At 68.4% G+C, this 26,533-nt stretch carries 24 protein-coding genes; 21 read left to right on the forward strand and 3 right to left on the reverse strand.

Annotated features, from left to right (window positions below; all coding sequences use genetic code 11):
* Nucleotides 1-10: 10 nt before the first annotated feature.
* Entirely contained in the window at nucleotides 11-886 is an 876-nt protein-coding gene (locus tag TSH64_RS21735) for an IclR family transcriptional regulator (protein WP_109448179.1), read from the reverse strand.
* Nucleotides 887-1,252: 366 nt separating this feature from the next.
* On the opposite strand from TSH64_RS21735, the gene TSH64_RS21740 reads away from it, so the two are divergent.
* The 11 genes from TSH64_RS21740 to TSH64_RS21790 all read left to right on the forward strand — a co-directional run bounded on the left by TSH64_RS21740 (nucleotide 1,253) and on the right by TSH64_RS21790 (nucleotide 12,544).
* Entirely contained in the window at nucleotides 1,253-2,143 is an 891-nt protein-coding gene (locus TSH64_RS21740; protein WP_109448181.1) for an MBL fold metallo-hydrolase, read from the forward strand.
* 37 nt (nucleotides 2,144-2,180) lie between these two features.
* The gene (locus TSH64_RS21745; protein WP_109448183.1) at nucleotides 2,181-3,770 is read left to right on the forward strand and encodes an FAD-binding oxidoreductase; all 1,590 of its coding nucleotides are present in this window, start codon (nucleotides 2,181-2,183) and stop codon (nucleotides 3,768-3,770) included.
* A gap of 26 nt (nucleotides 3,771-3,796) precedes the next feature.
* Nucleotides 3,797-5,053: an aconitase family protein gene (locus tag TSH64_RS21750; RefSeq protein WP_109448185.1), complete on the forward strand. Its 1,257-nt coding sequence runs from the start codon at nucleotides 3,797-3,799 to the stop codon at nucleotides 5,051-5,053.
* Nucleotides 5,054-5,061: 8 nt separating this feature from the next.
* A complete protein-coding gene (locus tag TSH64_RS21755; RefSeq protein WP_247873080.1) occupies nucleotides 5,062-5,610 on the forward strand; it encodes a 3-isopropylmalate dehydratase in 549 nt (182 codons plus the stop codon).
* On the forward strand, nucleotides 5,594-6,454 hold the full coding sequence (locus tag TSH64_RS21760; RefSeq protein WP_236783811.1) for an isocitrate lyase/PEP mutase family protein: 861 nt from the start codon (nucleotides 5,594-5,596) through the stop codon (nucleotides 6,452-6,454). Before TSH64_RS21755 ends, TSH64_RS21760 begins: the two co-directional genes overlap by 17 nt.
* Nucleotides 6,455-6,529: 75 nt before the next feature.
* Nucleotides 6,530-7,663 (forward strand): ABC transporter substrate-binding protein, encoded by a 1,134-nt coding sequence (locus TSH64_RS21765; protein ID WP_109448187.1) that lies wholly within the window; start codon nucleotides 6,530-6,532, stop codon nucleotides 7,661-7,663.
* Between the two features lie 65 nt (nucleotides 7,664-7,728).
* Complete coding sequence (locus tag TSH64_RS21770; protein ID WP_109050985.1) at nucleotides 7,729-8,607, forward strand: branched-chain amino acid ABC transporter permease; 879 nt, start codon at nucleotides 7,729-7,731, stop codon at nucleotides 8,605-8,607.
* On the forward strand, nucleotides 8,604-9,620 hold the full coding sequence (locus TSH64_RS21775; RefSeq protein ID WP_109448189.1) for a branched-chain amino acid ABC transporter permease: 1,017 nt from the start codon (nucleotides 8,604-8,606) through the stop codon (nucleotides 9,618-9,620). The genes TSH64_RS21770 and TSH64_RS21775 overlap by 4 nt, the downstream gene beginning before the upstream one ends.
* A complete protein-coding gene (locus tag TSH64_RS21780) occupies nucleotides 9,617-10,408 on the forward strand; it encodes an ABC transporter ATP-binding protein (protein WP_109448191.1) in 792 nt (263 codons plus the stop codon). The genes TSH64_RS21775 and TSH64_RS21780 overlap by 4 nt, the downstream gene beginning before the upstream one ends.
* Nucleotides 10,401-11,108 (forward strand): ABC transporter ATP-binding protein, encoded by a 708-nt coding sequence (locus tag TSH64_RS21785; protein WP_098736498.1) that lies wholly within the window; start codon nucleotides 10,401-10,403, stop codon nucleotides 11,106-11,108. The genes TSH64_RS21780 and TSH64_RS21785 overlap by 8 nt, the downstream gene beginning before the upstream one ends.
* A gap of 5 nt (nucleotides 11,109-11,113) precedes the next feature.
* Complete coding sequence (locus tag TSH64_RS21790) at nucleotides 11,114-12,544, forward strand: FAD-binding oxidoreductase (RefSeq protein WP_109448193.1); 1,431 nt, start codon at nucleotides 11,114-11,116, stop codon at nucleotides 12,542-12,544.
* Between the two features lie 16 nt (nucleotides 12,545-12,560).
* Here the strand turns inward: TSH64_RS21790 and TSH64_RS21795 are convergent, their stop codons facing one another.
* Nucleotides 12,561-13,367, reverse strand: coding sequence for a methyltransferase domain-containing protein (locus TSH64_RS21795; protein WP_109452918.1), 807 nt, complete (start codon nucleotides 13,365-13,367; stop codon nucleotides 12,561-12,563).
* A gap of 190 nt (nucleotides 13,368-13,557) precedes the next feature.
* A complete protein-coding gene (locus TSH64_RS21800) occupies nucleotides 13,558-14,754 on the reverse strand; it encodes an MFS transporter (RefSeq protein ID WP_247873081.1) in 1,197 nt (398 codons plus the stop codon).
* A 153-nt stretch (nucleotides 14,755-14,907) separates the two neighbouring features.
* On the opposite strand from TSH64_RS21800, the gene TSH64_RS21805 reads away from it, so the two are divergent.
* The 10 genes from TSH64_RS21805 to TSH64_RS21850 all read left to right on the forward strand — a co-directional run bounded on the left by TSH64_RS21805 (nucleotide 14,908) and on the right by TSH64_RS21850 (nucleotide 26,531).
* On the forward strand, nucleotides 14,908-15,846 hold the full coding sequence (locus TSH64_RS21805; RefSeq protein ID WP_109448197.1) for a LysR family transcriptional regulator: 939 nt from the start codon (nucleotides 14,908-14,910) through the stop codon (nucleotides 15,844-15,846).
* A 70-nt stretch (nucleotides 15,847-15,916) separates the two neighbouring features.
* Complete coding sequence (gene ilvA, locus TSH64_RS21810) at nucleotides 15,917-17,440, forward strand: threonine ammonia-lyase, biosynthetic (RefSeq protein ID WP_109452920.1); 1,524 nt, start codon at nucleotides 15,917-15,919, stop codon at nucleotides 17,438-17,440.
* Nucleotides 17,441-17,531: 91 nt separating this feature from the next.
* Complete coding sequence (locus tag TSH64_RS21815) at nucleotides 17,532-18,308, forward strand: FadR/GntR family transcriptional regulator (protein WP_109448199.1); 777 nt, start codon at nucleotides 17,532-17,534, stop codon at nucleotides 18,306-18,308.
* 275 nt (nucleotides 18,309-18,583) lie between these two features.
* A complete protein-coding gene (locus TSH64_RS21820) occupies nucleotides 18,584-19,783 on the forward strand; it encodes a four-carbon acid sugar kinase family protein (protein WP_247873082.1) in 1,200 nt (399 codons plus the stop codon).
* Nucleotides 19,780-20,814 carry a 4-hydroxythreonine-4-phosphate dehydrogenase PdxA gene (pdxA, locus tag TSH64_RS21825; protein ID WP_109448201.1) on the forward strand — a complete coding sequence of 345 codons (1,035 nt, stop codon included), beginning with the start codon at nucleotides 19,780-19,782 and terminating at the stop codon, nucleotides 20,812-20,814. The genes TSH64_RS21820 and pdxA overlap by 4 nt, the downstream gene beginning before the upstream one ends.
* Nucleotides 20,815-20,825: 11 nt before the next feature.
* On the forward strand, nucleotides 20,826-21,962 hold the full coding sequence (locus TSH64_RS21830) for an iron-containing alcohol dehydrogenase (protein WP_109448203.1): 1,137 nt from the start codon (nucleotides 20,826-20,828) through the stop codon (nucleotides 21,960-21,962).
* 45 nt (nucleotides 21,963-22,007) lie between these two features.
* A complete protein-coding gene (locus TSH64_RS21835; protein WP_109448205.1) occupies nucleotides 22,008-22,907 on the forward strand; it encodes a dihydrodipicolinate synthase family protein in 900 nt (299 codons plus the stop codon).
* Nucleotides 22,908-23,008: 101 nt separating this feature from the next.
* A complete protein-coding gene (locus tag TSH64_RS21840; protein WP_109448207.1) occupies nucleotides 23,009-24,424 on the forward strand; it encodes a sodium:solute symporter family protein in 1,416 nt (471 codons plus the stop codon).
* Between the two features lie 58 nt (nucleotides 24,425-24,482).
* Nucleotides 24,483-25,700, forward strand: coding sequence for an exo-alpha-sialidase (locus TSH64_RS21845; RefSeq protein WP_109452924.1), 1,218 nt, complete (start codon nucleotides 24,483-24,485; stop codon nucleotides 25,698-25,700).
* Between the two features lie 66 nt (nucleotides 25,701-25,766).
* Complete coding sequence (locus TSH64_RS21850) at nucleotides 25,767-26,531, forward strand: fumarylacetoacetate hydrolase family protein (protein WP_109448209.1); 765 nt, start codon at nucleotides 25,767-25,769, stop codon at nucleotides 26,529-26,531.
* The last annotated feature ends 2 nt before the right edge of the window (nucleotides 26,532-26,533 follow it).

The following is a 26,533-nucleotide window of genomic DNA, read 5'->3' on the forward strand; positions in this document are numbered from 1 at the left end:
CGGAACCATCTCAGCCGCCGATGGCGGACTGGGCGCGGGCGGCACGGTGCAGCGGCGGGGCCGACAGCGAATAGAGGTTTGCCGAGATCTCCCGTACGGCATCGCGCATGTCGTCGAGGAAATTGGGCTGGCCGTTGCGGACGATGTGGGGGGTCAGGCCGGTCAGGCTGACGGCGGCGATCAGCCGGCCGTCCGGCTCGAACAGCGGCATGGCAATGGCGGCCAGCCCTTCGATCACGTCGTCGACCGCCACCGACCATCCGCGCTGCCGCACCTCCTCCAACTCCTTCGCCAGCTGGCGGGGGTCGGTGGTGGTGTGGGGGGTGAGGCGCGTGGTCCCGCGCGACAGCACACGGTCAACCTCCGCGTCCGGCAGATAGGCCAGCAGCACGCGCGGCGCCGCCCCGCAATTCATCGGCAGCTGCCCGCCGACGATCCACCAGCGCACCTCCACCGAGCGGTCGCTGTGGAACTGGTCCAGGCAGACGGCCGATCCGTCGTGATAGACCGACAGGAACACGGTGCTGCCGGTCGTCTTCGCCAGCCGCGACAGGATTGTGGAGGCGATCTGGCGCAGGTCTCGGCGTTCCGGCACCGCCCCGGCCAGCTTCAGGATCTCAAGCCCCAGGCTGTATTTCTGGCTCTGCGGGTCGAAGGCGGCGAAGCCGTCCTGTACCAGCGTCAGCAGGATGCGCCGCGCCGTCCCCTTGTCGAGCTTTGCGGCGCTGGCGACCTCCGTCAGGGTCAGCGTCGGGCCTTCCTGATAGAAGCTGCGCAGCACGGCCAGGGCCCGCGACACCGCGCGGACGCTGAGACCGCTCTTTTCCGTACCCAGCTCTGCGCCCTGGTTGTCCGCGCCCTGGTTGTCGTCCTGTTCGGTGTCCATACGTTCAAGCCCCTTATGGATGTCCCGCGTCTCGAGTCCAGGCGGAAACGCTGCTGTCCGACACAGCCGGCGGAAGACGGAGAAACCGTCGTCATCCCGCCGGGGTAGCAGCGCCGGCTAGCATTGATGGCCGGCACGGGGTTCCGCAACCCCTTTCCACCGTCCCTAACGTGATGCGCCGTCCGTGTCAAACAGTGACACCAATTTTGCCTGTTGACACGATCAAGCGCAAATGGTTTCCTTGCCAAACAAACAGAACAAGCGCGCCCCACCGCCTTTGCGGATGGCGGGCGCCCCATGCTCCGGCACGCCGCCGTCCCCCGATTTCCCGGACCGGCTGCCGGCATCCTGCACGAGGGGAGGACTATGCACACCATCGCCCTTGGTGCGTTCACGGTCACGCGGATCGAGGAAATGCTGACGCCGGGCTTCGATCCCGGCTTCCTGTTTCCAGCCTACGACGATGCGATCCTGACCCGGAACCCCGAACTGGCCGAACCGAACTTCCTCGACCCGGCATCAAAGCGCCTGATGTCGAGCATGCATTCCTGGCTGATCCGCACCGACCGCCACGTGATCCTGGTCGACACCGGCTGCGGCAACCACAAGGAACGCCACACGCCCGGCTTCGAGCGCTTCCACATGCTGGACAAGCCCTATCTGCGCAACCTCGCAGCAGCGGGCGTGCAGCCGGAGGACGTGACGTTGGTCATCAACACCCATCTGCACATCGACCATGTCGGCTGGAACACCCAGCTGGTCGACGGGCGCTGGGTCCCGACCTTCCCCAACGCCCGCTACATCTACGGTGCTGAGGAATTCAAGCACTGGCGCAGCCCCGAGGGCGGGCTGATCGGCATGCCGGGCAACGGCCCGGTGATGGAGGACAGCGTCCTGCCGGTCTGGGAAGCCGGACAGGTCGAACTGATCGACGACGGCGACCGCATCCTCGACGGGCTGTCGGTGGAGCTGGCTCCCGGCCACACCGCCGGCCAGATGTTCGTCCGGCTGGAGTCGGACCGGCACGCCGCCTACTTCACCGGCGACTGCCTGCACCAGCCGATGCAGGTGGCGCGGCCCGACTGGAACAGCCGCTTCTGCGAGGATCAGGCCCAGGCGGTGGCGACCCGCCGCCGGCTGCTGGACCATGCCGCCGACCGTGGCGCCCTGGTCTTCCCCGCCCATTTCGGCGCTCCCCACACCGGCTTCGTTCGCCGGACGGCCGAGACTTTCCGGTTCGAGCCGCTCGCGGCCTGATCAATTCAGCCCGATCATACCCGAAAGGGACATCCCCATGAGCATCGCCGCCCTCGACGGCCCGGCCACGCTGATCGACACCCTGCGCACGGCGCTTGGGCCCGACGGCCTGCTGGATGACGAGAAGAGCCGGACTTTCTACGCCAACGACGTGTTCTGGCAGCCGGGCATCGCGCCGCTCGCCATCGCCTTGCCGCGCGACCGCGACGCGGTCGCCGCCACCGTCCGCGCCGCCCATGAGGCGGGCGTGGCGGTGGTGCCGCGCGGCGGCGGCATGTCCTACACCAAGGGCTACCTGCCCGAAGGCCCAAATTCGGTCGTCATCGACAGCCGCCGGCTGAACCGCATCATCGAGCTGAACACCGACAGCCTGTATGTGACGGTCGAGACCGGTTGCACCTGGGCGGCGCTGAACGAGGCGCTGGAGGGAACCGGCCTGCGCACCGGCTATTGGGGGCCGCTGTCGGGCATCAACGCCACCATCGGCGGCGCCCTGTCGCAGAACAGCGCCTTCTTCGGCTCCGCCCTGCACGGCACCGTGGCGGAGAGCGTGCTGGGCGTCACCGTGGTGCTGGCCGACGGGCGCACCGTCACCACCGGGTCGGGCGGCCGCGTCGGCACCAAGCCCTTCACCCGCTCCGGCGGCCCCGACCTGACCGGCCTGTTCCTGGGCGACAACGGCGCCATGGGCTTCAAGGTCGCGGCGACGCTGCGGCTGCACCGCCGGCCGGAGCACACCGATTTCCTGTCCTTCGGCTTCGCCACCATGCAGGCGATGGCCGCAGCACAAGTGGAGATGGCGCGGGCGCGCTGCGTCTCGGAAGGCTTCGGCATCGACCGCACCAAGGTCGAGCATTCGGCCAGCGTCAACAAGCTGTCGGACGGGCTGAAGACGCTGGGCAACGTGGCGAAAGCCGGCAAGTCGCTGTTCCAGGGCGCCAAGGAGGCGCTGAGCGTCGCCACCGCCGGCACCGCCTTCCTCAAGGACCACAACTTCACCCTCCATCTGGTGGTTGAGGGGCGCAGCGAGACCCAGCTGCGCGAGGCGATGCAGACGGTGCGCGAGATCGGTGCCCGCCACGGCAAGGAGATCGAGAACAGCGTGCCCAAGGTCATGCGCTCCAAGCCCTTCGGGCCGGTGCGCGGCATGCTGGGGCGCGAGGGCCAGCGCTGGGTCCCGATCCACGCGATCTTCCCGCTGGGCGACGCCGACAGGGTGGTCGCCGCCAACGACGCCTTCTTCGCGGAAAAGCGCGGCTTCATGGAGCAGCACGGCATCATCTATTCGGTGATGACCATGACGGTCGGCAACGACTTCTTCCTGGAGCCGGCCTTCTACTGGACCGATGAGATCACGCCGCTGCATGCCGCCAGCCTGGGCGACGAGGTGGTCAAGCCCTGGCGCGACCGACCGGCCAACCCGGCGGCGCGCAACGCGGTGGCCGAGCTGCGCCGCGCGACGCAGGAGCTGTACTGCAGCCTCGGCGGCGTCAGCTGGCAGGTCGCCCGCGACTATCCGTTCCGCGAGATCGTGACCCCCGAAACCTGGTCGCTGCTGGAGGGCGTCAAGCGCGCCGTCGATCCGCAGGGACTGATGAATCCCGGTTCCCTCGGCCTCGGCCGCTGAGGACCGGGAGCGGAGACATCCACGCCATGGGCTACACCATCACCGAGAAGATTCTGGCACGCGCGGCGGGACTTCCCGCCGTCCGTGCCGGGCAGGACATCAAGGCGAAGCCGGACTTCGTGCTGGCCTACGACTTCCCCGGCTACACCGACGTCTATTTCAAGACGATGAAGGAGGATTTCGGCATCGAGCGGGTGGCCGAGCCGGAACGCTTCGGCATCTTCATCGACCACATGGTGCCGACCGCCACCGCCAAGGAGGAGGAGCTGCACATCAACACGCGCACCTGGTGCGCGGAGAACAATGTGCCGCTGTTCGAGCGCCACGGCATCGGCCATCAGGTCGCGGCCGAGGTCGGCTATGCGACGCCGGGCGCCTTCGTCGTCCATTTCGACGGCCATGTCAGCCAGCTCGGCACCTTCGGCACGCTCGCCATCGGGCTGCGCCGCAACGTGATGGAAGCCTTCGTCAGCGACACCGTGTCGATCCGCGTGCCCGATACGGTGCGGGTGAACCTGCGCGGCAGCTTGCGGCCCGGCGTGATGGCGCGCGACGTCTTCCACCATCTGGTGCGCCGTCTGGGGCCGAGTTCCTGTCGCTTCCAGGTGCTGGAGTTGGGCGGGCCGTCGGTGGCGGCGATGTCGACGGAGGGGCTTCAGACCATCACCGGGCTCGCCATGTTCACCGGCGCCCTGACGGCCATCGTCAATCCCGACCCGGTGCGGCTGGACTACGCCCTGCCGCGCGCCCGCAAAAAGCTGAAGCCGGTGTCGAGCGACCCGGACGCGCAGTATTCGGCGGTCCATGACATCGACCTGTCGGATCTGGAACCCATCGTCGTCGTCCCGCCGACCCCGGCGGACACCCGCGACCTGACCGAGTTCCTCGGGCTGGAGATCAATGCCGGCTATCTGGGGTCCTGCGCATCGGGCCGGCTGGAGGATCTGCGGGCGGCGGCCAAGGTGCTGGAGGGCCGGCGGGTCAAGACCGGCGTGTCGCTGCACATCGTGCCGACCAGCCAGGAGCTGATGGCGGCGGCGGCGCGCGAGGGTCTGGTTTCCACCCTGGTGGAAGCCGGGGCCTTCGTCTCCTCCCCCAGCTGCGACTATTGCTTCGGCCGCATCGCGACGATGACGGCGGGCCAGCGCGCGGTGTCGACCGGCACGCTGAACGTCCGCGGCCGCATGGGCAGCCCGGACTCCGAGATTTACCTTTGCAACGCCGCAGTGGTCGCCGCCTCCGCCATCGAGGGCCGGATCGCCGATCCGCGCCCGTACCTGTGAGGGCCGCCATGACGATGCCTGTTATGCGGGGCCGCGTCGCCTTCATCTTCGACGAGATGAATTTCGATGTCGACCAGATCGTCGGCGTCAAGAACATCAAGATCACCGACGTAGCCGAACTGGCGCAGGTCGCCATGCAGGCCTACGACCCGGACTTCGCCAAGTCGGTGCGGCCGGGCGACCTGTTGGTCGGCGCCGACAATTTCGGCTACGGCCATCCGCACTACCCGCCGATGAAGGCGATGCGTCATCTCGGCGTCACCGGGGTGATCGCAGAGTCCTTCTCACCCGGCTACTGGCGCGGCGAGGTCAGCATGGGTTTCCCGCAGGTGAGCTGCCCCGGGATCCTCGGCTTCGTCCGGCGCTGGGACGAGATCGAGGTGGACTGGGCGGCCGGCGTGGTCCGCAACCACACCCAAGGCACTGAAATTCCCTTCGAGCCGCTGCCGCAGGCGGATGCCGAGATGATCGAGGCCGGCGGCCTCGTCCCCTTCCTGAAGCGGCAGGCGGCCCAGCAACGCGAACAAAAGGATCATGCGCATGTCCCGGGGATCTGAATTCCGCAACCGCGTGCTGGCGCAGAAGACCGTCTGGTCGGCTGGCGCCTATGACGCCCTGTCCGCCCGCTTCATCGAGGCGGCCGGCTTCGACGCGCTGATGACCTCGGGCTTCGGCGTCTCGGCCTCCTTCCTCGGCCAGCCGGACGCCGAGCTTTACACCATGTCGGAAAACCTGACGGTGGTCCGCAACGTGGTGTCGGCGGTCAACGTTCCGGTCATCGCCGACATCGACACCGGATACGGCAACGCCATCAACGTGATGCGCACGATCCGCGAGTTCGAGGCGTCGGGCGTGTCCGCCGTCATCATGGAGGACCAGGTGGCACCCAAGCGCTGCCCGATCTGCGTCGGCGGGGTCGAGGTGATCCCGATGGACGAGGGCGTCGCCAAGATCCAGGCGGCGGTCGAGGCCCGGCGCGATCCCAACATGCTGATCATCGCCCGCACCGACGTGGTCGATCCGGCCGCCGCCATGGAGCGCGGGCGCGCCTATGTCGCCGCCGGCGCCGACATGATCCAGCCGATCAGCAAGTGCTTCAAGGACATCGACGGACTGCGCGCCATGCGCGAGGCGGTCGGCGTGCCGCTGTCGCTGCAGCTGCTGGGCTGGCTTGAAAAGCTGTCGGCCGACGAGGTCGAGGAGGTGGCCGGCATGGCGACCTACGCGCTGGTGCCGCTGATGACCGTCGCCTCGGCGCTGAAGGAGAATCTGGCGGCGCTGGCCGAACGCCGCTCCACCCGCGACCTGCCGCGCCCGGTGACCGACCACAACAGCTTCATCGACTTCATCGGCTTCCCGCAGATCGAGGAATTGCAGAAGCGCTACCTGAAGACCGCCTGACGATCCTTTGCCGGCGGGCACCGCCCGCCGGGGCCAAGGGCAACGCAAAAGACGACCAATCCACGGAGGAACCCCATGTTCGGTAGGCGCACTCTCCTTGCCGCCGCGGCGGCCCTGGCCCTGACCCTTCCCGCCTTCGGCGCACAGGCGCAGCAGCCCCCGGTCCGCATCGCCCTCATCGGGCCGATGAGCGGCACCGGCGCCTTCGAAGGCCAGCTCGGCCTGGAAGGCGCGCAGGCGATGGCCGCGGTGATCAACGCCAAGGGCGGCGTTGCCGGCGGCCGCAAGATCGAGCTGCTGACCTACGACGACAAGGGTTCCCCCGAGGATGGCGTCAGCGCCGCCAAGCGGGCGATGGAGCAGGACAACGTCGACATGATCATCGGCGGCTGGTTCAGCGCCGTCGCCCTGTCGATGAAGGAAGTGACTCGCGACAAGATCATTACCGTGATGACCAGCTCGCAGCACCCGAAGGTGACGGAGGAGGGGCACAAGTACCTGTTCCGCCTCAACGCCACCTCGGCGATGATGTCGGAATTCTATTCGAAGGCGATCTGCGACCGCATCAAGCCCAAGTCCATCGCCTTCATGAACGTCAACGACGATTGGGGCCGTCTGGAGCTGGACAACTACACCAAGCTGCTGACCGGTTGCGGCATCGAGGTGAAGGGGCACGAGTTCTACAACCGCACCGATACGGACTTCACCACCGCGCTGACCAAGCTGAAGTCGCTGAACGCCGACGCGATCTATGTCGCGGCGATCAACACCTCGCAGGGCGCCACCATCTACCGGCAGATCAAGCAGACCGGCTATCGCGGCAAGGTCATCGCCTCGGCCGGCAACATGAACCCGAAGCTGGTCGAGCTGTCCGGCAATTCGCTGGAGCAAGTCTATTCCGCCTCGCCCTTCACCGAGGACGGCGCCGCCCCGTCGCTGAAGCCGTGGCTGGACCAGTACCGCAAGGAGTACAAGAACGACCCGTCCTTCATCGCCGCACTCGGCGCCCAGGCGGTGCAGACCCTGGCCTTCGGCGTCGATGCCGCCGGTGGCGACCCGCGCGCCTACGACAAGATCGCCGCGGCCCTGAAGTCGCAGGCCGTCCCGACCGTGATGGGCGAGCTGCGCTTCTCCGACAAGGGTCAGGCGAGCCAGGCGATCCATCTGGTCCAGGTCCAGAAGAAGCAGATCGTCAGCGTCCGGGACTGAGTGGCGGCTGGTGAGAATCCCTCTCCCGACATGGGAGAGGGAGACCCCCGACAGGAAGATTCGACATGGATTTCACCGTCTTCGCCCAGCAGATCGCGAACGGCCTGGTCAACGGGATGGCCTATGTGCTCATCGCCACCGGGCTGACGCTGGTCTTCGGGGTGCTGCGCATCGTGAATTTCGCCCATGGCGAGTTCTACATGCTCGGCGCCTACATCACCTATTTCGTCGGCACCCTGTTCGGGCTCGACTACATCGCGGCGGCGGCGATCTCGGCCGTGGTTGTGGCGGGGCTCGGTGTCGCCGCCAACAAGCTGATCTTCTGGCCGCTGCGCCGCGACCATGAATTCACCATCCTGCTGTCCAGCTTGGGCCTCGCGCTGCTGATCGCCAACGGCGGCGAGCTGCTGTTCGGCGCCGATCCGAAATATGTCGAGAGCCCCTTCGCCGACGAAGTGCTGGACATCGGCACGGTGACGCTGACCCAGCAGCGCGTGCTGGTCTTCGCCGCCGCGGTGGTGGCGCTGATCGCGGTCTATCTGTTCATCCGCTATTCGCGCTTCGGCAAGATGATGCGGGCGACGGCGCAGAACCCGGACGGCGCGGCGCTGACCGGCATCAACATCGGGCTGGTCCACACCTACACCTTCGCGCTGGCCTGCGGGCTGGCGGCGCTGTCGGGCGCCCTGGTCGGCCCCACCGTGATGATCTTCCCGACCATCGGCAACTGGGCGGTCCTGAAGGGCTTCATCGTCGTCATCATGGGCGGCCTGGGCAGCGTCACCGGCGCCCTCTTCGCCGGCCTGCTGCTCGGCGTCATCGAATCGCTGGGCGGCGGCTACATCTCCCTCGGCTTCATGGAGGCGATCGGCTACGCGATGATCATCGCGGTCCTGCTGTGGCGCCCCAACGGCCTGTTCAGCACGGCGCGGGGTCTGCGATGAACACCAACTCTCACGGGCAATCCCTGGGCCAGCCCCTGGCGATTGCCGGCGGCGTCGCCGCCCTGGCCGTCCTGCCCTTCCTGGCCGGCAACGCCTATCTGGAACATCTGCTGGTTCTGTGGATGCTGTATGCGCTGCTCGCGCTCAGCCTCAACATCGTCATCGGCTATCTCGGCGAACTCACCTTCGGCCATGCCGCCTTCGTCGGCGTCGGCGCCTACACCTCGGCGATCCTGTCCACGCAACTCGGCCTGCCGCCGCTGCTGGGCCTGCCGCTGGCCGGGCTGGTCGCGGCTGGCTTCGGTCTGGTCATCGGCTATGCCGCGCTGCGCGTGGTCGGGCCGCAGTTCGCCATCCTGACGCTGGGCTTCGGCGCCATCCTGTTCACCATCACCAACCATTGGGTCGATCTGACGCGCGGGCCCATGGGCATCACCGACATCCCGCCGATGGCAATCGGTCCGCTGGCCTTCGACAGCGCCCGCCCGACCTATTATCTGGTGCTGGCGCTGGTGCTGGCGACCGCCTATCTCTGCCATGCGCTGGTGAGCAGCCGCACCGGCCGCGCCTTCCTGGCGGTGCGCGAGAATGCGCCGCTCGCCGCCTCGCTCGGCATCAACGTCTTCCACACCAAGCTGATGGGCTTCGTCGCCGCCACCGCCATCGCCGGCATCGGCGGCGCCATCTACGCCCACTACATCCGGGTCATCACCCCCGACATCATGGGCGTTCACAATGTTGCCGCCTTGATCATCGTCGTCATCATCGGCGGGCGCGGCACCATCCTGGGGCCGATCCTGGGGGCGCTGGTCTATATCGGCCTCCTGGAATCGCTGCGCGTCGCCGGCCCGCTGCGGATGGTCATCTTCGCGGCCCTGCTGACCGGCACCGTCGTCTTCCTGCCGGGCGGGCTGATCAGCCTGTGGCAGCGCTGGCGTAACGCCCACAAGTCGGAGAACAACTTGCCGGCCACGCCCACCGGCTTGCCCAGCACCGAGGGAGGTGCGAAATGAACGCAGCTGCCAACGCAGGCGAAATCCTCGCCGTCAGCAACCTGACCCGCATCTTCGGCGGCCTGACCGCGGTGCGCGACGTCACCATGACGGTTCAGGCCGGCGAGGTGGTCGGGTTGATCGGGCCGAACGGCGCCGGCAAGACGACGCTGTTCAACATGCTGGGCGGCTCGCTGCCGCCCTCATCCGGCAGCATCCGCTTCGCAGGCACCGACTGCACCGGCGCGCCGTCGCACGTCATGGGCCAGCGCGGCGTGTCGCGCACCTTCCAGATCACCAGCCTGTTCCCCAGCCTGACGGCGCTCGACAATGTGCGCAGCGCCGCCTACCGCACGACGCGGGCCGGCTGGGGGGCCGCCATCCTGCGCAGCCCCGCCTACCGGCGGGAAGAGGCGGAGCTGCGGCGCAAGGCGCTGGAGATCCTGGCCTTCTGCGATCTCGACCACCGCGCCGACACGCTGGCCGACGCCATGTCCTACGGCGAGCAGCGCCGGCTGGAGATCGCCATCGCGCTGGCCGCCGAGCCGCGCCTGCTCCTGCTCGACGAGCCGGCCGCCGGCATGAACCCGGAGGAGGGCCAGCGGCTGGTCGAGATGATCCGCCGCATCCGCGCCCGCGGCGTCACCGTTCTGCTGGTGGAGCATCACATGCGGGTGGTCGCCAGCGTCTGCGACCGGCTGGTCGTGCTGGACCATGGGGTGAAGATCGCCGAGGGACCGCCGGCCAAGGTGCTGAACGATCCGGAAGTGATCCGCGTGTATCTGGGACGGGAGCCGGTCGATGCTTAAGGTCGAAGGTCTGAAGGTCCGCTACGGCCACCGCGAGGCGGTCCACAACGTCTCCCTGACCGTCGAGGACGGGGAACTGGTGACGCTGGTCGGCTCCAACGGTGCCGGCAAGACGACGACGCTGAAGGCGATCTCCGCCCTGCTGCGGCCGAGCGGCGGGACGATCACCTTCGACGGCGAGCGCATCGACCGTCTGGCGCCGCATCAGGTGATCGAGCGCGGGCTGGTCCATGTGCCGGAGGGCCGCCAGCTTTTCCCCGAGATGACGGTGCTGGAGCATCTGGAGCTGGGCGCGCTCCGCGGCCGGCCTGGCAGCATGGGCTTCGCCGAGCGGCTGCGCTGGGTCTACGAGCTGTTCCCCATCCTGGCCGAACGCCGCACCCAGAAGGCCGGCACGATGAGCGGCGGGCAGCAGCAGCTGGTGGCCTTCGGCCGCGGCCTGATGGCGAACCCGAAATGCCTGATGCTGGACGAACCGACGCTGGGGCTGGCACCGATCATCGTCGACACGCTGGCCGACACCATCAGGAACCTGCATGGCACCGGCATCACCATCCTGCTGGTCGAACAGCGGGTGGATCTGGCCCTGCGTCTGGCCGACCGCGCCTATGTGCTGGAGACCGGGCGGGTGGTGATGGAGGACTCGGCCCAGACCCTGCTGGCCGACCCGCGAATCAAAACAGCATATCTCGGGCTGTGACGGGCATGTCCGGCAGGGATGTGGTTGAGCGGGCGCGGGCGATCCTGGGACCCGCCCATGTGCTGGTCGAGCCGGTCGACACGGCACCCTTCCTGGCAGACTGGCGCGGGCGCTACCGCGGTGCGGCGCTGGCCGTCGTCCGTCCGGCCGATGCGGCGCAGGTCGCGTCCATCGTCCGGCTGTGCGCAGAGACTGGCACGCCGCTGGTTCCCCAGGGCGGCAACACTGGCGTCGTCGGCGGCGCCATTCCCGACGGCAGCGGACGGAGCCTCGTCCTCTGCCTGTCGCGCCTCAACCGCATCCGCGAGGTCGATCCCATCGGCGACAGCCTGACGGTGGAGGCCGGCTGCACCCTGGCCACGGTCCAGGCCGCCGCCGAGGAGGCCGGGCGGCTGTTCCCGATGAGCCTGGGCAGCGAGGGCAGCTGCCAGATCGGCGGCACCATCGCCACCAACGCCGGCGGCACCGCCGTTCTGCGCTACGGCCCGATGCGCGACCTCGTGCTGGGGCTGGAGGTGGTGCTGCCCGACGGCACGCTGTGGAACGGGCTGCGGGCGCTGCGCAAGGACAACACCGGCTATGCCCTGAAGCACCTGTTCATCGGGGCGGAAGGCACGCTGGGCATTGTCACCGCGGCGACGTTGAAGCTTTTTCCCCGCCCGCAGAGCGTTGCCACCGGCTTCCTCGCCCTGCCCTCGCTGGACGCGGCCTTGCAGGTGTTCGCCCAATTGCGCGGTGCGCTGGGCGACCGGGTGACCACGGCGGAAATCCTGTCGGAGACGCAGATGGCCTCGGTGCTAGCGCATGTGCCGGGTACGGCCCGGCCGCTCGACACCGTCATGCCGTGGTATCTGCTGGTCGAGGTCACCGATCCGATGCAGGGGCTGGATCTCGCCGCCCGGCTGGAGGATCTGCTGGCAACCGGGCTGGAGGATGAACGCATCGCCGATGCGGCGGTGGCCCGCAGCCAGGCCCAGGCGAATGCGATGTGGATGCTGCGCCACAGCGTGTCGGAGGCCAACCGCAAGAGCGGCATCGTCGTCGGCCACGACACCGCGGTGCCGGTCGCCCGCATCCCCGACTTCGTCTCCCGCGCCACCATGGCCATCGAGAGGGTGCGGCCGGATGCCCGCGTGGTGGCGGTGGGGCATATCGGCGACGGCAACATCCATCTGGTCGCCATCCTGCCGGAGAACCTCCGCGCAACGGGCGAACCGCTGGACCGCATCGCCCAGGCGATCAGTTCCGCGGTCCATGAACAGGCAATCGCGCTCGGCGGCACCATCAGCGCCGAGCATGGCATCGGCCAGAGCATGCGCGACGCGCTCGCCGCCTTCAAGGGACCGGCGGAGATGGCGCTGATGCAGGGCATCAAGCAGCTGTTCGACCCGCTGGGAGTGATGAACCCGGGCAAGGTCGTGGCGGTCCGGCGCTGACGGTCCTACCGCCGGCTCAGGCCACCGCCGTTATCACATGGGCCTGAATTCTGCCGTCGATGGGTCCGTCGGCGAAATGCCGGGCGATGGCCTGGGCGGCGAGGTCCGTCACCTCGTCGAGACGGCTTGCATCCCGCGCCTCGATCTCCAGGCGCATGGGCGTTCCCTGGCAAAAGCCGGTCGCCGGATCGGCTGCCGTCGCCGCCCGGCTGCGCAGGGTCACGGTCTCGATCCCGATGTCGGTGAAGCCGGCTTTTTGGAGGTCGTCGCGGACCCGCCCGGTGTCGTGGTAGCCGTGCGGCGTCCGCGCCATGAAGCCGGGAGGATCGTCGGGAAAGGCCGCGGCGACGGCGGCGCTGACGACCGCAGCGATTTCGTTGTCCTCGATCCGGTCCCACACGCTGAACAGGAAGCGGCCTCCCGGCTTCAGCACCCGGCGTGCTTCGGCGAACCCCGCGGGCTTGTCGGGGAAGAACATCACGCCGAACTGGCAGACGAGCGCATCGAAGCTGTCGCTCTCGAAGGGCAGGCTCAGGGCGTTCGCCTGCCGCCATATCACCTGCGACGCATCCAGTTTCTGCGCCGCATGGTCGAGCATCGGCTGATTGAGGTCCGTCGCAACGAGTTCGACGCTTGCCGGCAGGGTCTGGACCAGGGCGCGCGTCACGATTCCGGTTCCGGCCGCCGTCTCCAGAATCCGCCCCTCCATCCCCGCAAGCCGCCGTGCCATATCGCTGGCATAGGGCTCGAACAGGAGGGGGCCGAGATAACGGTCATAAAGTGCGGGGATCGCCCCTGCGAATGCCTTGTCCACGTCAGCCATGTCGCCCCCCATTCCAGAATGCGGGATCGCTCAGCGTATTCCCGGCAGGCGATGAGGGCGACGGCCAATTGGGGGCGGATCCATGCTCCTTGGGTCCGGCACTCGACGAAATCGCAACAAAATGCCCCCCGGAGCCATGCGTTGCGGCATGGCTCCAAGGGACTTGCGGTCTTCCTGGAAAACGGCTGGTTCAGCGGTCCGACCGGGTGAGGAGCCGCAGGGCCAATGCTGCGGCCGAGGCGGCGGTGGCGACGGCGACAACGCCGTTCCAGCCCCAGGCGGCCAGGGCCTGGCTGCCCAGCGTGGCGCCGGCCGCCATGCCGATGAACATGCCGACCATCAGCACCGCGTTCAGGCGGCTGCGGGCGGCCGGGTCGATGCCGTAGACGATGGTCTGGTGGGCGATCAGCGAGGCTTGGACGCCCAGGTCGAAGCCGACGGCGCTCGCCACCAGCAGCCACAGGCGGCCACCCTCGGGCAGCAGCGGCGACAGTGCCATGGCGGCGAAGGACAGCACGGCCAGACCGGCACCCAGCCGGGTCATCAGCGCCGGACCGCGGCTGTCGGCGATGCGGCCGGCAATCGGCGCCACCAGCGCACCGGCCGCACCGGCCAGACCGAAGGCGCCCGCCGCGGCGGCCCCCAGATGGAACGGCGCGCCATGCAGCATCACCGCCAGGGTCGACCAGAAGGCGCTGAAGCCCAGCGACAGCAGCCCCTGCGCCATCGCCGCCCGGCGCAGGCCGGGATGACGGGCCCACAGCGTGACCAGCGACCCCAGCAATTCGCCATAGCCGAGATCGGTCGTCGGCGCAAAGCGCGGCAGCCCACGCCACAGTGCGGCACCCAGCAGGGCGATGCTGCCGGCGGCGGCGACGAACACGGCGCGCCAGCCGAACTGCTCGGCGATGACACCGCTGACCACCCGAGAGAGCAGGATGCCCAGCAACAGGCCGGTCATCACCGTGCCGACCACCCGGCCGCGATGCTCCGCCGGGGCCAGCGTCGCGGCGGCGGGAACGATGTCCTGCGCCAGCGTCGCCGAAAGCCCCATCACCAGGCTCGCCGCTAGCAATCCGCCGATGGACGGTGCGAAGCCCGCCGCCAGCAGGGCCGCGACCAGCACCGACACCTTCGCCAGGATGATCCGGCGACGGTCGAAGCGGTCGCCCAGCGGGGCCAGCAGCAGGATGCCGAAGGCATATCCCAGCTGGGTCAGCGTCGGCACCCAGCCGACCGTCCGGTCCGCCGCCCCGATGTCGGTGCCGAGCACGCCCAGCATCGGCTGGCTGTAATAGAGCGTCGCCGCCGCCAGACCGGCACCCGCGGCCATCAGGAACACCAGCGGCCGGCTCATCCCGCTGTCATGCGCGGGTGCCAGGGGCATCGCACTTGCCAGCGGCGTTGCATGCGCGGTTTGAATGGTTGTCATCGTTCGATCCCCTCAAGGGCAAACAGTGGCTTGGTTGAAGGGGAATATGACTGCGGATCGAAGGGGGCGGTAGCCGGACCGGGTGTAGATTTGCTATACGCATCACGTATGAGCAACGACCTCTCGACAATCGGCAGCGACCGCATCGCCCTGCTGGAGACCTTCGTCCGCATCGTGGAGGCGGGGAACCTGTCGGCCGCGGCCGCACAGCTGGGCAGCACCCAGCCAACGGTCAGCCGCCGCCTGCAACTGCTTGAGCGGACGCTTGGCGTCCGGCTGCTGCACCGCTCCACCCACCGGATGAACCTGACGGAGGACGGCACCCTCTGTTACGAGCGGGCCAAGGATCTGCTGGCCGGCTGGCAGATGCTGGAAAGCGATGTCCGGGGGGCAGACGACCAGCCGACCGGACATTTGCGGGTGCTGGCGCCGCATGCCTTCGGGCAGCAGCAGCTGATCGGGCCGGTGGCGGACTATCTGCGCCGCTATCCGCGGATGACGGTGGAGTGGCTCCTGCACGACCGCATGCCGGACTTCATCGCCGAGGGCATCGACTGCGCCATCCGGGTCGGCGAGATCTCAGACCCGTCGGTGGTCGCCCTGCGGCTGGCGGAGGTGCCGCGGATCGCCGTCGCCTCCCCCACCCTGCTTGGCGGGCGGCCGGTGCCGCAGCATCCGGACGAGCTGGCGGATCTGCCCTGGCTGGCGCTGCGCACCTTCTACCGGGGCGAGGTGACGCTGACCCATGCCGGGACCGGCGAGACGGTCAGCTTCCCAATCCGGCCGCGGCTGTCCACCGACGGGTTGCAGGCGATCCGCAACGCGGCCCTCCTCGGGCTGGGGGCGGCCATCGCCTCGCAATGGGCGCTGGTGGACGATCTGGCGGCGGGCCGGCTGGTGCAGCTGGCGCCGGACTGGCAGGCGCCCACCCTGCCCGTCAGCCTGGTCTATCATCCCGCCCGCCACCAGCCGGCCCGCCTGCGCCGCTTCATCGAGGTGATGCGCGTTGCCGTGCCCCTCGCCTTCCGCGCGGTGCAGGCACCATAGCGTCAAAAGGCGGCGGCATTGCCGCGGCTTTGCTATGGTGTCCGCGTCTTGTTCAGGAAGGCCGATGTTCATGCACGAGTATGTCCGCAAAATTCTCACCGCGCGCGTCTATGACGTGGCGATCGAAAGCCCGCTCGACCCGATGCCGCGGCTCTCGCAGCGCCTGAACAACACAGCCCTGCTGAAGCGCGAGGATCTGCAACCCGTCTTCTCCTTCAAGCTGCGCGGCGCCTACAACAAGATGGTCGGTCTTCCGCCGGAAGCGCGGGAGCGCGGGGTGGTGTGCGCATCGGCCGGCAACCATGCCCAGGGCGTGGCGCTGTCGGCGCAGAAGCTCAGCATCAAGGCGGTGATCGTCATGCCGCGGACGACGCCGGCCATCAAGGTCCAGGCGGTCAAGAGCCGCGGCGGCAAGGTCGTGCTGCATGGCGACGTCTTCGACGACGCCTATCTCCACGCCCGCCAGATCGAGGCCGACAAGGGTCTGACCTTCATCCACCCCTATGACGATCCCGACGTGATCGCCGGCCAGGGCACCGTCGGCATGGAAATCCTGCGTCAGCATCCGCACCCGCTGGATGCCATCTTCGTGCAGATCGGCGGCGGCGGGCTGGCCGCCGGGATCGCGGCTTACGTCAAGTTCCTGCGCCCGGACGTGAAGGTGATCGGCGTCGAGCCCGACGACGCGGCCAGCATGGGCGCCGCCATCGCGGCCGGAAAGCGCGTGCAGTTGGATCAGGTCGGGCTGTTCGCCGACGGCGTCGCCGTCCGTCAGGTCGGCAGCGAAACCTTCCGGCTGTGCAGCGAGCTGCTGGACGAGGTCATCACCGTCAACACCGACGAGATCTGCGCTGCCGTCAAGGACATCTTCGAGGATACCCGCGCCATCACCGAACCGTCGGGTGCGGTCGGGCTGGCCGGCCTGAAGAAATACGCCGAGCGCGAAGGGCTCCAGGGCAAGGGACTGGTGGCCATCGGCAGCGGCGCCAACATGAACTTCGACCGGCTGCGCCACATCGCCGAACGGGCGGAGATCGGCGAGCGGCGCGAGGCTCTGCTGGCCGTCACCATTCCGGAACGGCCCGGCGCCTACCGGCAATTCATCCAGGCGCTCGGCAAGCGGTCGATCACCGAGTTCAACTACCGCTATGCCGACGACCGCGAGGCACAGATCTTCGTCGGCGTCCAGCTGACCGAGGGCGATGCGGAAAAACGCCTGATCATCGACCTGCTGCGCGGCCTGGACTGCCCGGTTCTGGACATGAGCGACAACGAGATGGCGAAGCTCCATGTCCGCTACATGGTCGGCGGCCGGGTGCGCGGGTTGAAGGACGAACTGCTCTACCGCTTCCAGTTCCCGGAACGGCCGGGTGCCCTGCTGAAGTTCCTGAACGGGCTGGCGCAGGAGTGGAACATCTCGCTGTTCCATTACCGCAACCACGGCGCCGACTATGGCCGCGTGCTGGCCGGCATCCAGGTGCCGGAGAAAGACCGGACGCGGTTCCGGCGCTGCCTGGACGAGCTTGGCTATCCCTGTTGGGACGAGACCGGCAACCCGGCCTACCGGATGTTCCTGGCCGAACCGCAGGGCTGAGTCTCAAACCGCTCCCTAAAAGCTGGCAAGTTGGCTATTACATGTTTACAAATAGCTGACAGCACACAGGCGGCGGATGGGGAGCGACAGGATGGAGTCGAGTGAACACGGCGCGATGACCGTTGCGGTGTCGGATGGCGGGGAGGGCACGCCGCTGATCCGCACCCGCCAGACGCCGCTGGTCACGCGGATCTACCAGCTGCTGCTGGCCCAGATCAGCGCCGGCGATTTCAAGCCTGACGAGCGTCTGCCCGGCGAGAACGACCTTGCCGCCCGCTTCCAGGTGTCGCGCCCGGTGGTGCGGGAGGCATTGAAGCGGCTGCGCAACGACGGGCTGATCTATTCCCGCCAGGGCGCCGGCAGCTTCGTCCGGGTGGCGGCGGAGGAAAGCCAGCCGGTGCTTGGCTATGCGCCGGTGGAGACGATTGCCGACATCCAGCGCTGCTACGAGTTCCGCCTGACCATCGAGCCGGACCACGCCTATCACGCCGCCTTGCGCTGGAACGACGCGGCACTCGACCGCATCGCCGCGGCCTTGAGCCTGATGGACGATGCGACCCGCGCCCACCGGCACCGCGAGGATGCCGACTACGCCTTCCACACCGCCATCGCCGAGGCGACGAACAACCATTATTACATGTCGTCGATGCAGGCGCTGAAGGATCACATCTCCGTCGGCATGAAGTTCCATGGCGTGTCGCTGATGGGTCCGAGCTCCGGCCTGACCGGCGTGTATGACGAACACCGCGGCATCTTCGACGCCATCCGGCACCGGGACGGCGAAACCGCACGCCAGCGGATGCGCAAGCATCTGGAAGGGTCGCGTGACCGTGTGTTCGAAGGGCGGGCGCTGGACCTCTCGCTGTAAATCGCTGACCTGCAATTGCTTTTCTGGAGAACCGCACCGCCCAGCTGTCGCTGGCGCGTGCGGTCCGGCACGTCCCTGGCCTCTTGGCGCAACATGTAAACATGTATTGCCCTGCTACCCCGCCGCATCCCCTATTTTTGCCCTCAACAACATTACAACATATTGACATCTCCGCAGCGCTATGATGGAGTGGGTCATCGTCGAGGGCGGCGGGAGCGCCCGGCAGCTGACCATCGCAATGCGAGGGCCGCCGCTCACAAGGATGGGGACCACCCATGGACAGCATGGTTCCACAGGACGGATCGCCACAGGGCATCCAGACGGCGGCCGGATCATCGGCAACGCCGCATCCGTGCCTGATCGCCGACGACCTGACCGGGGCGCTCGACACCGCCGCGCAGTTCGCCGCGGTCACCGGTCCGATCCCTGTGTACTGGCAGAGCCTGCCCTATCCCACGCTGCCGACAGAACTCGCTTTCGACAGCGGCACGCGTGAGGCGACACGGGACGAGGCCCGCCGCCGGGTCGCTTCCATCGCCGCCGGCCTGCCGCGCAGCCCCGGCTCGCTGCATTACGCCAAGCTCGACAGCCTGTTGCGCGGCCATGCCGGGGCGGAGATCGCCGCCTGGATCGCGGCCACAGCCCCCGATCATGTCATCGTTGCCCCCGCCTTCCCCTATCAGGGGCGCATCACGCGCGGCGGCATCCAGCTTGCCCGCGGCGATGACGCCCGGAGCTGGACGCCCGTGGCCAGCGACCTGCGCGCCGATCTGGAGCAGGAAGGCTTTGCGGTCCAGCCCTGCTGCCCCGGCGCGGCGGTACCGGCGGGCGTCAGCCTGTGGGATGCGGAGACCGATGCCGATCTCGACGCCGTCGCCGCTGCCGGCCTTGCGCTGAACGAGCGCGTGCTGTGGTGCGGCAGCAGCGGGCTGGCCGGTGCGCTGGCCCGGCAGTTGGGAGCAGCCGTCGCCGACACTGACACGCTGCGGCTGCCACTCCCGATCCTCGGCCTGTTCGGCACCAATCATCCGGCGATGACGGCGCAGATCGACGCCTGTCCGGAGCATGTGCTGGCGCTGCCCGACGGCGGCTCCACCTCGGCCACGGTGCTGGCCCAGCGGCTGGACCGCGACGACATCGCGCTCGCCACCCTCGCCCTGCCCGGCGGGTTGGCGCGGAGCGACGCGGCACAGCGGATCGAACGGGAATTCGCCCGGCTGGTCCGCCGGCTCGACCCGCCCGGCACGCTGCTGGTGGCCGGTGGCGAGACCCTGCGCGGCCTCTGCCTCGCCCTGGACGCCGACCGGCTGGACCTCGACGGCCATGTCTGGCCGGGGGTGCCCTGCTCCATCCTGCGCGGCGGACGCTTCGACGGGGTCCGCGTCATTTCAAAATCGGGCGCGTTCGGCGACCCGTCACTGCTGCGCCGGCTGCTTGCGCTGGCTGCGCCGCTTCATCAGGGAGAACAAGCATGACACCGCATCTGGCCATCACCATGGGCGATCCGGCCGGCGTCGGGCCGGAGATCATCGTGAAGGCCTGCGCGCGTCTGAAGGACCGGCTGGCCGACGGCTCGCTGCGCCTGCTGGTCATCGGCAGCAACCCCGCCCTCCATGCGGCGCGCGATGCGCTGGGCAGCGACCTCGACTTCCCCGAAGTGACCGACGTGAACGGCGAGTGGCCGGCGCTGGCCTGCCTCCAGGCCGGACCGGAGGGCGAGCCGATCCGTCCCGGCGTGCTGTCGATCGACGGCGGCCGCTTCGCCTATCTGGCGGTGGAGCGCGCGGTGCGGCTGGCCGAAGCCGGCCGCATCCACGGCATCGTCACCGCACCCCTGAACAAGGAGGCGATGAACAAGGCCGGCTATCACTTCGCCGGGCACACCGACCTGCTGGCCGAACTGACCGGCGCGCGCGGCTCGGTGATGATGCTGGCCCACGGCAACATGCGGGTCAGCCACGTCACCACCCACATCGCGCTGGAGGACGTGCCGAAGAAGCTGACGCCGGAACGGCTGCGCTACGTCATCGACCGCACCGACGAGACCCTGGCCGGGCTCGGTCTGCCGCGCCGCCGCATCGCGATCGCCGCGCTGAACCCGCATGCCGGCGAAGGCGGGCTGTTCGGCCGCCAGGACATCGAGGTGACAGAGCCGGTCATCAAGCAATGCGTTGCCGACGGGCTGGACGTGGTCGGGCCGGTGCCCGGCGACACCATCTTCGTCAAGCTGCGCGCCGGCCAGTATGACGCGGTGGTCGCCATGTACCACGACCAGGGCCACATCCCGGTCAAGCTGCTGGGCTTCAACGTCAATCCGGAGACCGGCACCTGGGATGCGCTGAGCGGCGTCAACATCACGCTCGGCCTGCCGATCATCCGCACCTCCGTCGACCACGGCACCGCCTTCGACATCGCCGGCAAGGGCATCGCCAACGAGCTGAGCCTGATCGAGGCCATCGACTACGCCGAGAAGCTGGCCGCCGCCCGCGTGCGCGTCGCCGCCTGAGGAACCCGATCATGAACACCATCGACCTGACCACGCCCATCGACCTGCTCCGCCCGCCCCGCGTCGCCTTCGGCGCCGGCACGGCGGCTGAGACCGGCCGCTGGGTGCGCGAGCGCGGCCTGACCCGCATTTTGGTTGTCGCCGACGCCTTCAACGCGGCGCGGGTGGACCGGCTGGGCCTGGAAGGTGAGGTCACCGTCTTCGCCGACATCAAGCCGGAACCAGACATTCCCAACCTTGAGGCGCTGCTCGCCGTCGCCGAACGGGTGGAGCCGCAGGTGGTGATCGGCTTCGGCGGCGGCAGCGCCATGGATCTGGCGAAGCTGGCCGCCGTCCTGCCCGGCAGCGGACAGACCATCCGCGACGTGGTCGGGCCGGAGAAGGTGGCGGCCAAGCGCGCCGTCCTGGTGCAGGTTCCGACCACAGCCGGCACCGGCAGCGAGGTCGGCACCCGCGCGCTGGTCACCGACCCGGCGACGATGAGCAAGCTGGCTGTGCAGAGCGTCCATATGCTGGCCGACGTCGCGGTGGTCGATCCCGACCTGACGCTGAGCGTGCCGGCCGCGGTGACCGCCGCCACCGGCGTCGATGCGCTGGCCCATTGCGTGGAGGCCTACACCAACCGCAAGGCCCATCCGCTGATCGACCTCTATGCGCTGGAAGGCATCCGGCTGGTCGGCCGCTTCCTGCCGCGCGCCATCGCCGACGGCGGCGACCGCGAGGCGCGGGCCGGCCTGTCGCTGGCGTCGTTCTATGGCGGCATCTGCCTGGGTCCGGTCAACACCGCCGCCGGCCATGCCGTCGCCTATCCGCTGGGCACCCGCCACCACATCCCGCACGGCGCCGCCAACGCGCTGATCTTCCCGCATGTGCTGGCCTTCAACGCGCCGGCCGTCCCGGCCAAGACCGCCGCCGTTCTGGAAGCGCTGGGTCTGCCGGCGGCCACCGATCCGGCCGCGGTGTTCAAGGCCGCGCACGATTGGTGCGTGAAGCTCGGCTGCACCATGCGGCTGTCGGCGTTCGGCGTGCCCGAGGCCGACTTGGCCGCCATGGCCGAGGAGGCGCACGCCATCCGCCGGCTGCTCGACAACAACCCGCGCGATCTCAGCCGCGAGGACATCCTGGGCATGTACCGCGCCGCCGCCTGACGGCGCGGCGCCAGCCCTCATCCCGTTCGTGAAAAGGCCAATCCCATGAGCAAGACCAGCGGCAAGATCGGCGGACCTTTCGTCGCGATCGTCACCCCCTTCGACGACGACGAGCGCGTCGAATTCGCAGCGCTGCGACGACAGGTGAAGCGGCAGGCGTCCGCCGGAAACGGTGTCTTCTGCGCCGGCACCAACGGCGAATTCTACGCCCTGTCCTTCGACGAGAAGCTGGCGGTGGCGGAGACCTGCGTCGAGGCCGCCGACGGCAAGGTGCCGGTGCTGGCCCATATCGGCGAGATCTCCACCAACCAGACCATCGCGCTGGGCAAAGCGGTCGAACGACTGGGCGTCAAGGCGGTCTCCGCCATCACGCCGTCCTTCATCGCCTGCTCGCAGGCCGAGCTGGTGGAGCATTACCGCCGGGTCGCCGACGCGCTGACGGTGCCGGTCTACCTCTACAACATCCCGGCTCGCACTGGGAACACGCTGGAGCCGGTGACCGCCCGTATCCTGGCCGACCACCCCAACATCATCGGCATCAAGGACAGCGCCGGCTCGCAGGAGAGCCTGGACGGCTTCCTCGCCATCGCGCGCGAGCGTGACGATTTCGACGTGCTGGTCGGCCCGGATTCGCTGGTGCTGCATGGACTGCGCAACGGTGCGGCCGGCTGCATCTCCGGCCTCGGCAACATCGCGCCGGTAACGCTCAACGGCATCCACGCCGCCTTCGTGGCCGGCGACGATGCCGCGGCCGACAGGCACCAGACCCATTTCAGCACGCTCCGCAAGGAGCTTTACGCGCTGGGCTTCCCGCCGGCGATGGTCAAGCGCGCGCTCCGCAGCGCCATGCCCGAGGTCGGTTTCAGCCGCGCCCCGGTGCTGGTCGCCGACGAGGTGGACGCCAAGGTCAAGGCCATCGCGGCACGCTACGCCGAAGCGGTGTGACGCTGTTCCACGCCGCATGGCGCCGCGACGCAACAGGCCGGCGCCAAATCCCCGAACAACACTGAAGGCGGATCCATCCGCCCGTTAGGGAGACACCGTCCATGAACCATTTCACCAGTGGAGAAAGTGCGCTCATCCTGGGGATCGTCGTCCTCTACATCCTCTTCACCTCCTGGCTGACCATCCGGCTGCGCAGCCGCAACAACGGCGAGTTCATGAACGCCGCGCGGTCGATGCCGGCAGCCGTCGTCGGCGTCCTGCTGATGTCCGAGTTCATCGGCGCCAAATCCACCGTCGGCACGGCGCAGGAAGCCTTCAGCTCCGGCATGGCGTCGGCCTGGTCGGTGCTGGGGGCCTCCATCGGCTTCCTGCTGTTCGGCCTGTTCTTCGCCAAGCGCATCTACGGGTCGGGCGAATACACCATCTCCGCCGCCATCGCGAAATATTACGGCACCTCCACCATGCGGACGGTGTCGATCATCATGATGTATGCGCTGCTGCTGGTGAATGTCGGCAATTACGTCAGCGGTGCCGCCGCCCTGTCCACCGTCATGAACCTCAATCTGACCTGGGCGATGGTCATCATCGCGGTGGTCAGCACCTTCTATTACGTGTTCGGCGGGCTGAAGGGCATCGCCTACGTCACCATCCTGCACAGCGCGCTGAAGCTGCTGGGCATTGCGCTCCTGCTGGGCACCGCGCTGTCGCTCAGCGGCGGCATCGGCCCGATGGTCGAGAAGCTGCCGGCCCACTATTTCACCATCGACGGCACCATCGGCATGCCGACGATCTTCGCCTGGGTCATCGGCACCGTCGGCGCCATCTTCTCCACCCAGTTCGTCATCCAGGCGATCTCGTCCAACCGCAGCGCCGGCGAGGCCCAGCGCTCCGCCTTCTATGCCGCGATCTTCTGCCTGCCGCTCGGCATCATGCTGGCGCTGATCGGCGTGACCGCGCATTACCTCCATCCCGACATGAAGAGCCTGTACGCGCTGCCGGTGTTCCTCGACGCCATGCATCCGCTGATGGCCGCCATCGTCACCACCTCGCTCGTCGCTTCGGTCTTCGTCAGCGTCAGCACGGTGGCGCTCGCCATCGCCTCGCTGGCGGTGCGCGACTTCTACGTGCCGTGGAAGAAGCCGACGCCGGAGCAGGAATTCCGCACCACCCGCATCCTGTCTCTCATCATCGGTTTCCTGCCGCTGATCTTCGTCTTCTTCGTGCCGGAAATCCTGAAGCTGTCCTTCTTCACCCGGGCGCTGCGCCTGTCGATCACGGTCGTCGCCATGATCGGCTTCTTCCTGCCGCTGTTCGCCAGCAACCTGGGCGCCACGCTGGGCCTGCTGGGCGCCACCGTCAGCACCACCGTCTGGTACGTGATGGGCAATCCCTACGGCATCGACAACATGTACATCGCCCTGCTGACGCCGATGCTGGTGATGGCGGTTGAGCGCCTGGTCCGCGGCCGCAGCGCCCCGGCGATGGTCGCCGCCCCGCCGCAGGCCGACGCAGGGTGACCGCCATAGGCTGACCGTTTCCCCAGCTTGCCCCTTCCCCAGTTTGCATGTGACCGACATGACCACACCCTCGACCCTGCCCTCCACCACCGACCGCGGGCGCGTTGCGCCCGTGGACGGGGACGCCGGGCGCCGCGACGCCTATCTGCCGTCGCCCTGCGTCCAGAACCATGCCGCCAACATCGTTGTGCTCGGCAACGGCGATCTCGGTTGCGTCTGGTTCGGCGGCACCCAGGAAGGCATCCCCGACATCTCGATCTATTTCTCGCGGCTGCCCCGGGGCTCCGACCGTTGGACCGATCCGGTCAAGCTGTCGGACGACCCGACCCGCTCGGAACAGAACCCGGTGCTGTTCCCGGCGCCGGACGGCACGCTGTGGCTGTTCTACACCGCGCAAATCTCCGGCAACCAGGACACCGCCGTCGTGCGCTGCCGCAGCTCCGCCGACCATGGGCAAAGCTGGGGTGCGATCCGCACCCTGTTCGAGGGCAACGGCGGCGACGGCATCTTCATCCGCCAGCCGGTTGTGGTGCTGCCGAACGGCGACTGGCTGCTGCCGACCTTCCTCTGCCACGGCACGCCGGGTGAGAAGTGGGTGGGCGACAACGACACCAGCGCCGTCCGCATCTCGTCCGACCGCGGTGAAAGCTGGACCGAGCATCCGGTGCCGGATAGCGTCGGCTGCGTCCATATGAGCGTCGTGCCGTTGCGCGACGGCACGCTGGCCGCCTTCTACCGCAGCCGCTGGGCCGACCATGTCTATCGCAGCGTCTCTACCGACAATGGGCGGACGTGGAGCGTGCCGGTTCCGACCGAACTGCCCAACAACAACTCCTCCATCCAGGTGACGGCGCTGGCCGACGGCCGGCTCGCCATCGTCTTCAACGAATCCAGTGCGGAAAACGCGACCGAGCGCCGCGCCTCGCTCTATGACGAGATCGAAGACGACGTCCCGGCCGGTGGCGCCGCTGCCACCGCCGTCGCCGCAAAGCCGGCGCAGGCGCCCGCCCGCAAGGCCTTCTGGGGCGCTCCCCGTGCGCCGCTGACGCTGGCCCTGTCGGAGGATGGCGGGCTGACCTGGCCGCTGCGCCGGAACCTGGAGGTCGGTGACGGCTACTGCATGACCAACAATTCCAAGGACAGTCTGAACCGGGAATTCTCCTACCCGTCGGTCACCCAGACGACGGAGGGCGACCTGCATGTCGCCTTCACCTATTTCCGGCAGGCCATCAAATACAGCCGCGTCTCGCCCGTCTGGGTGGGCGGCGGCAACTGACCGGCGATGGGGGCGCCAGCCGGCGTCCCCGCCCGCCCGATTCCTCATTTTCCGGGGACTTGTCCCATGACCATGACCGCCGAGGCCGTTCTTGAAGCCGCCGGCGCGCTGCTCGCCGCGCGCCGCGACAATCGCCCGCTCGACGCCCTGCCGCCGGCGGCGATGCCCGCCGACAAGGCCGATGCCTACGCCATCCAGACCGAGGTCGCCCGCGGCATCGGCCCGGTGACCGGCTGGAAGGTCGGCGCGTCGGCCCCCGACGCCGAACCGTCGAGCGCGCCCATCCATTCCGACACGCTGTTCTTCGACACGGAAACGCTGCCCGCCGCGATGTTCCATTTCATCGGGATCGAGGCGGAGATCGTCTATCGCCTGAAAAGCGACCTGCCCGCCCGTGACGAGCCCTGGACGCGGGACGAGGTGCTGGACGCCGTCGGCTCCATTCATCCGGCCTTCGAGATCTGCGACACCCGCTTCACCGCCTACGGATCGCAGGGGCCGCTCGTCTCGCTGGCCGATCAGGGCAACCACGGTGCGCTGATCGTCGGCGCTGCCACGGCGGACTGGCGCCGCATCGATCCGGTGACCCAACCTCTGACGCTGGACATCGACGGCGAGCGCAGGATCGACACGGTCGGCGGCAACAAGGCCGGCGACCCGATCCGCCTGCTGGCCTGGCTCGCCAATGTCGGCGCCCAGCCGTTCGGCGGCCTGCATGCCGGCGACACGGTGACCACCGGGTCCTGCACCGGCACCATCTTCATCCAGCCCGGCAGCCGCGCCGTCGCCGACTTCCCCGGCCTCGGCCGCATCGCCCTGACCGTGGCATGAGG

The organism is Azospirillum sp. TSH64 (assembly GCF_003116035.1).
Classification (GTDB): Bacteria; Pseudomonadota; Alphaproteobacteria; order Azospirillales; family Azospirillaceae; genus Azospirillum.

Coding starts and splice junctions, on each gene's coding strand:
- TSH64_RS21780 (WP_109448191.1), top strand. CDS start 9,617: ATGAACGCAGCTGCCAACGCAGGCGAAATCCTCGCCGTCAGCAACCTG.
- TSH64_RS21775 (WP_109448189.1), top strand. CDS start 8,604: ATGAACACCAACTCTCACGGGCAATCCCTGGGCCAGCCCCTGGCGATT.
- TSH64_RS21770 (WP_109050985.1), top strand. CDS start 7,729: ATGGATTTCACCGTCTTCGCCCAGCAGATCGCGAACGGCCTGGTCAAC.
- TSH64_RS21760 (WP_236783811.1), top strand. CDS start 5,594: ATGTCCCGGGGATCTGAATTCCGCAACCGCGTGCTGGCGCAGAAGACC.
- TSH64_RS21805 (WP_109448197.1), top strand. CDS start 14,908: ATGAGCAACGACCTCTCGACAATCGGCAGCGACCGCATCGCCCTGCTG.
- TSH64_RS21790 (WP_109448193.1), top strand. CDS start 11,114: ATGTCCGGCAGGGATGTGGTTGAGCGGGCGCGGGCGATCCTGGGACCC.
- TSH64_RS21750 (WP_109448185.1), top strand. CDS start 3,797: ATGGGCTACACCATCACCGAGAAGATTCTGGCACGCGCGGCGGGACTT.
- TSH64_RS21745 (WP_109448183.1), top strand. CDS start 2,181: ATGAGCATCGCCGCCCTCGACGGCCCGGCCACGCTGATCGACACCCTG.
- pdxA (WP_109448201.1), top strand. CDS start 19,780: ATGACACCGCATCTGGCCATCACCATGGGCGATCCGGCCGGCGTCGGG.
- TSH64_RS21850 (WP_109448209.1), top strand. CDS start 25,767: ATGACCATGACCGCCGAGGCCGTTCTTGAAGCCGCCGGCGCGCTGCTC.
- TSH64_RS21735 (WP_109448179.1), bottom strand. CDS start 886: ATGGACACCGAACAGGACGACAACCAGGGCGCGGACAACCAGGGCGCA.
- TSH64_RS21845 (WP_109452924.1), top strand. CDS start 24,483: ATGACCACACCCTCGACCCTGCCCTCCACCACCGACCGCGGGCGCGTT.
- TSH64_RS21765 (WP_109448187.1), top strand. CDS start 6,530: ATGTTCGGTAGGCGCACTCTCCTTGCCGCCGCGGCGGCCCTGGCCCTG.
- TSH64_RS21800 (WP_247873081.1), bottom strand. CDS start 14,754: ATGCCCCTGGCACCCGCGCATGACAGCGGGATGAGCCGGCCGCTGGTG.
- TSH64_RS21785 (WP_098736498.1), top strand. CDS start 10,401: ATGCTTAAGGTCGAAGGTCTGAAGGTCCGCTACGGCCACCGCGAGGCG.
- TSH64_RS21835 (WP_109448205.1), top strand. CDS start 22,008: ATGAGCAAGACCAGCGGCAAGATCGGCGGACCTTTCGTCGCGATCGTC.
- TSH64_RS21795 (WP_109452918.1), bottom strand. CDS start 13,367: ATGGCTGACGTGGACAAGGCATTCGCAGGGGCGATCCCCGCACTTTAT.
- TSH64_RS21755 (WP_247873080.1), top strand. CDS start 5,062: ATGACGATGCCTGTTATGCGGGGCCGCGTCGCCTTCATCTTCGACGAG.
- ilvA (WP_109452920.1), top strand. CDS start 15,917: ATGCACGAGTATGTCCGCAAAATTCTCACCGCGCGCGTCTATGACGTG.
- TSH64_RS21840 (WP_109448207.1), top strand. CDS start 23,009: ATGAACCATTTCACCAGTGGAGAAAGTGCGCTCATCCTGGGGATCGTC.
- TSH64_RS21815 (WP_109448199.1), top strand. CDS start 17,532: ATGGAGTCGAGTGAACACGGCGCGATGACCGTTGCGGTGTCGGATGGC.
- TSH64_RS21820 (WP_247873082.1), top strand. CDS start 18,584: ATGGACAGCATGGTTCCACAGGACGGATCGCCACAGGGCATCCAGACG.
- TSH64_RS21830 (WP_109448203.1), top strand. CDS start 20,826: ATGAACACCATCGACCTGACCACGCCCATCGACCTGCTCCGCCCGCCC.
- TSH64_RS21740 (WP_109448181.1), top strand. CDS start 1,253: ATGCACACCATCGCCCTTGGTGCGTTCACGGTCACGCGGATCGAGGAA.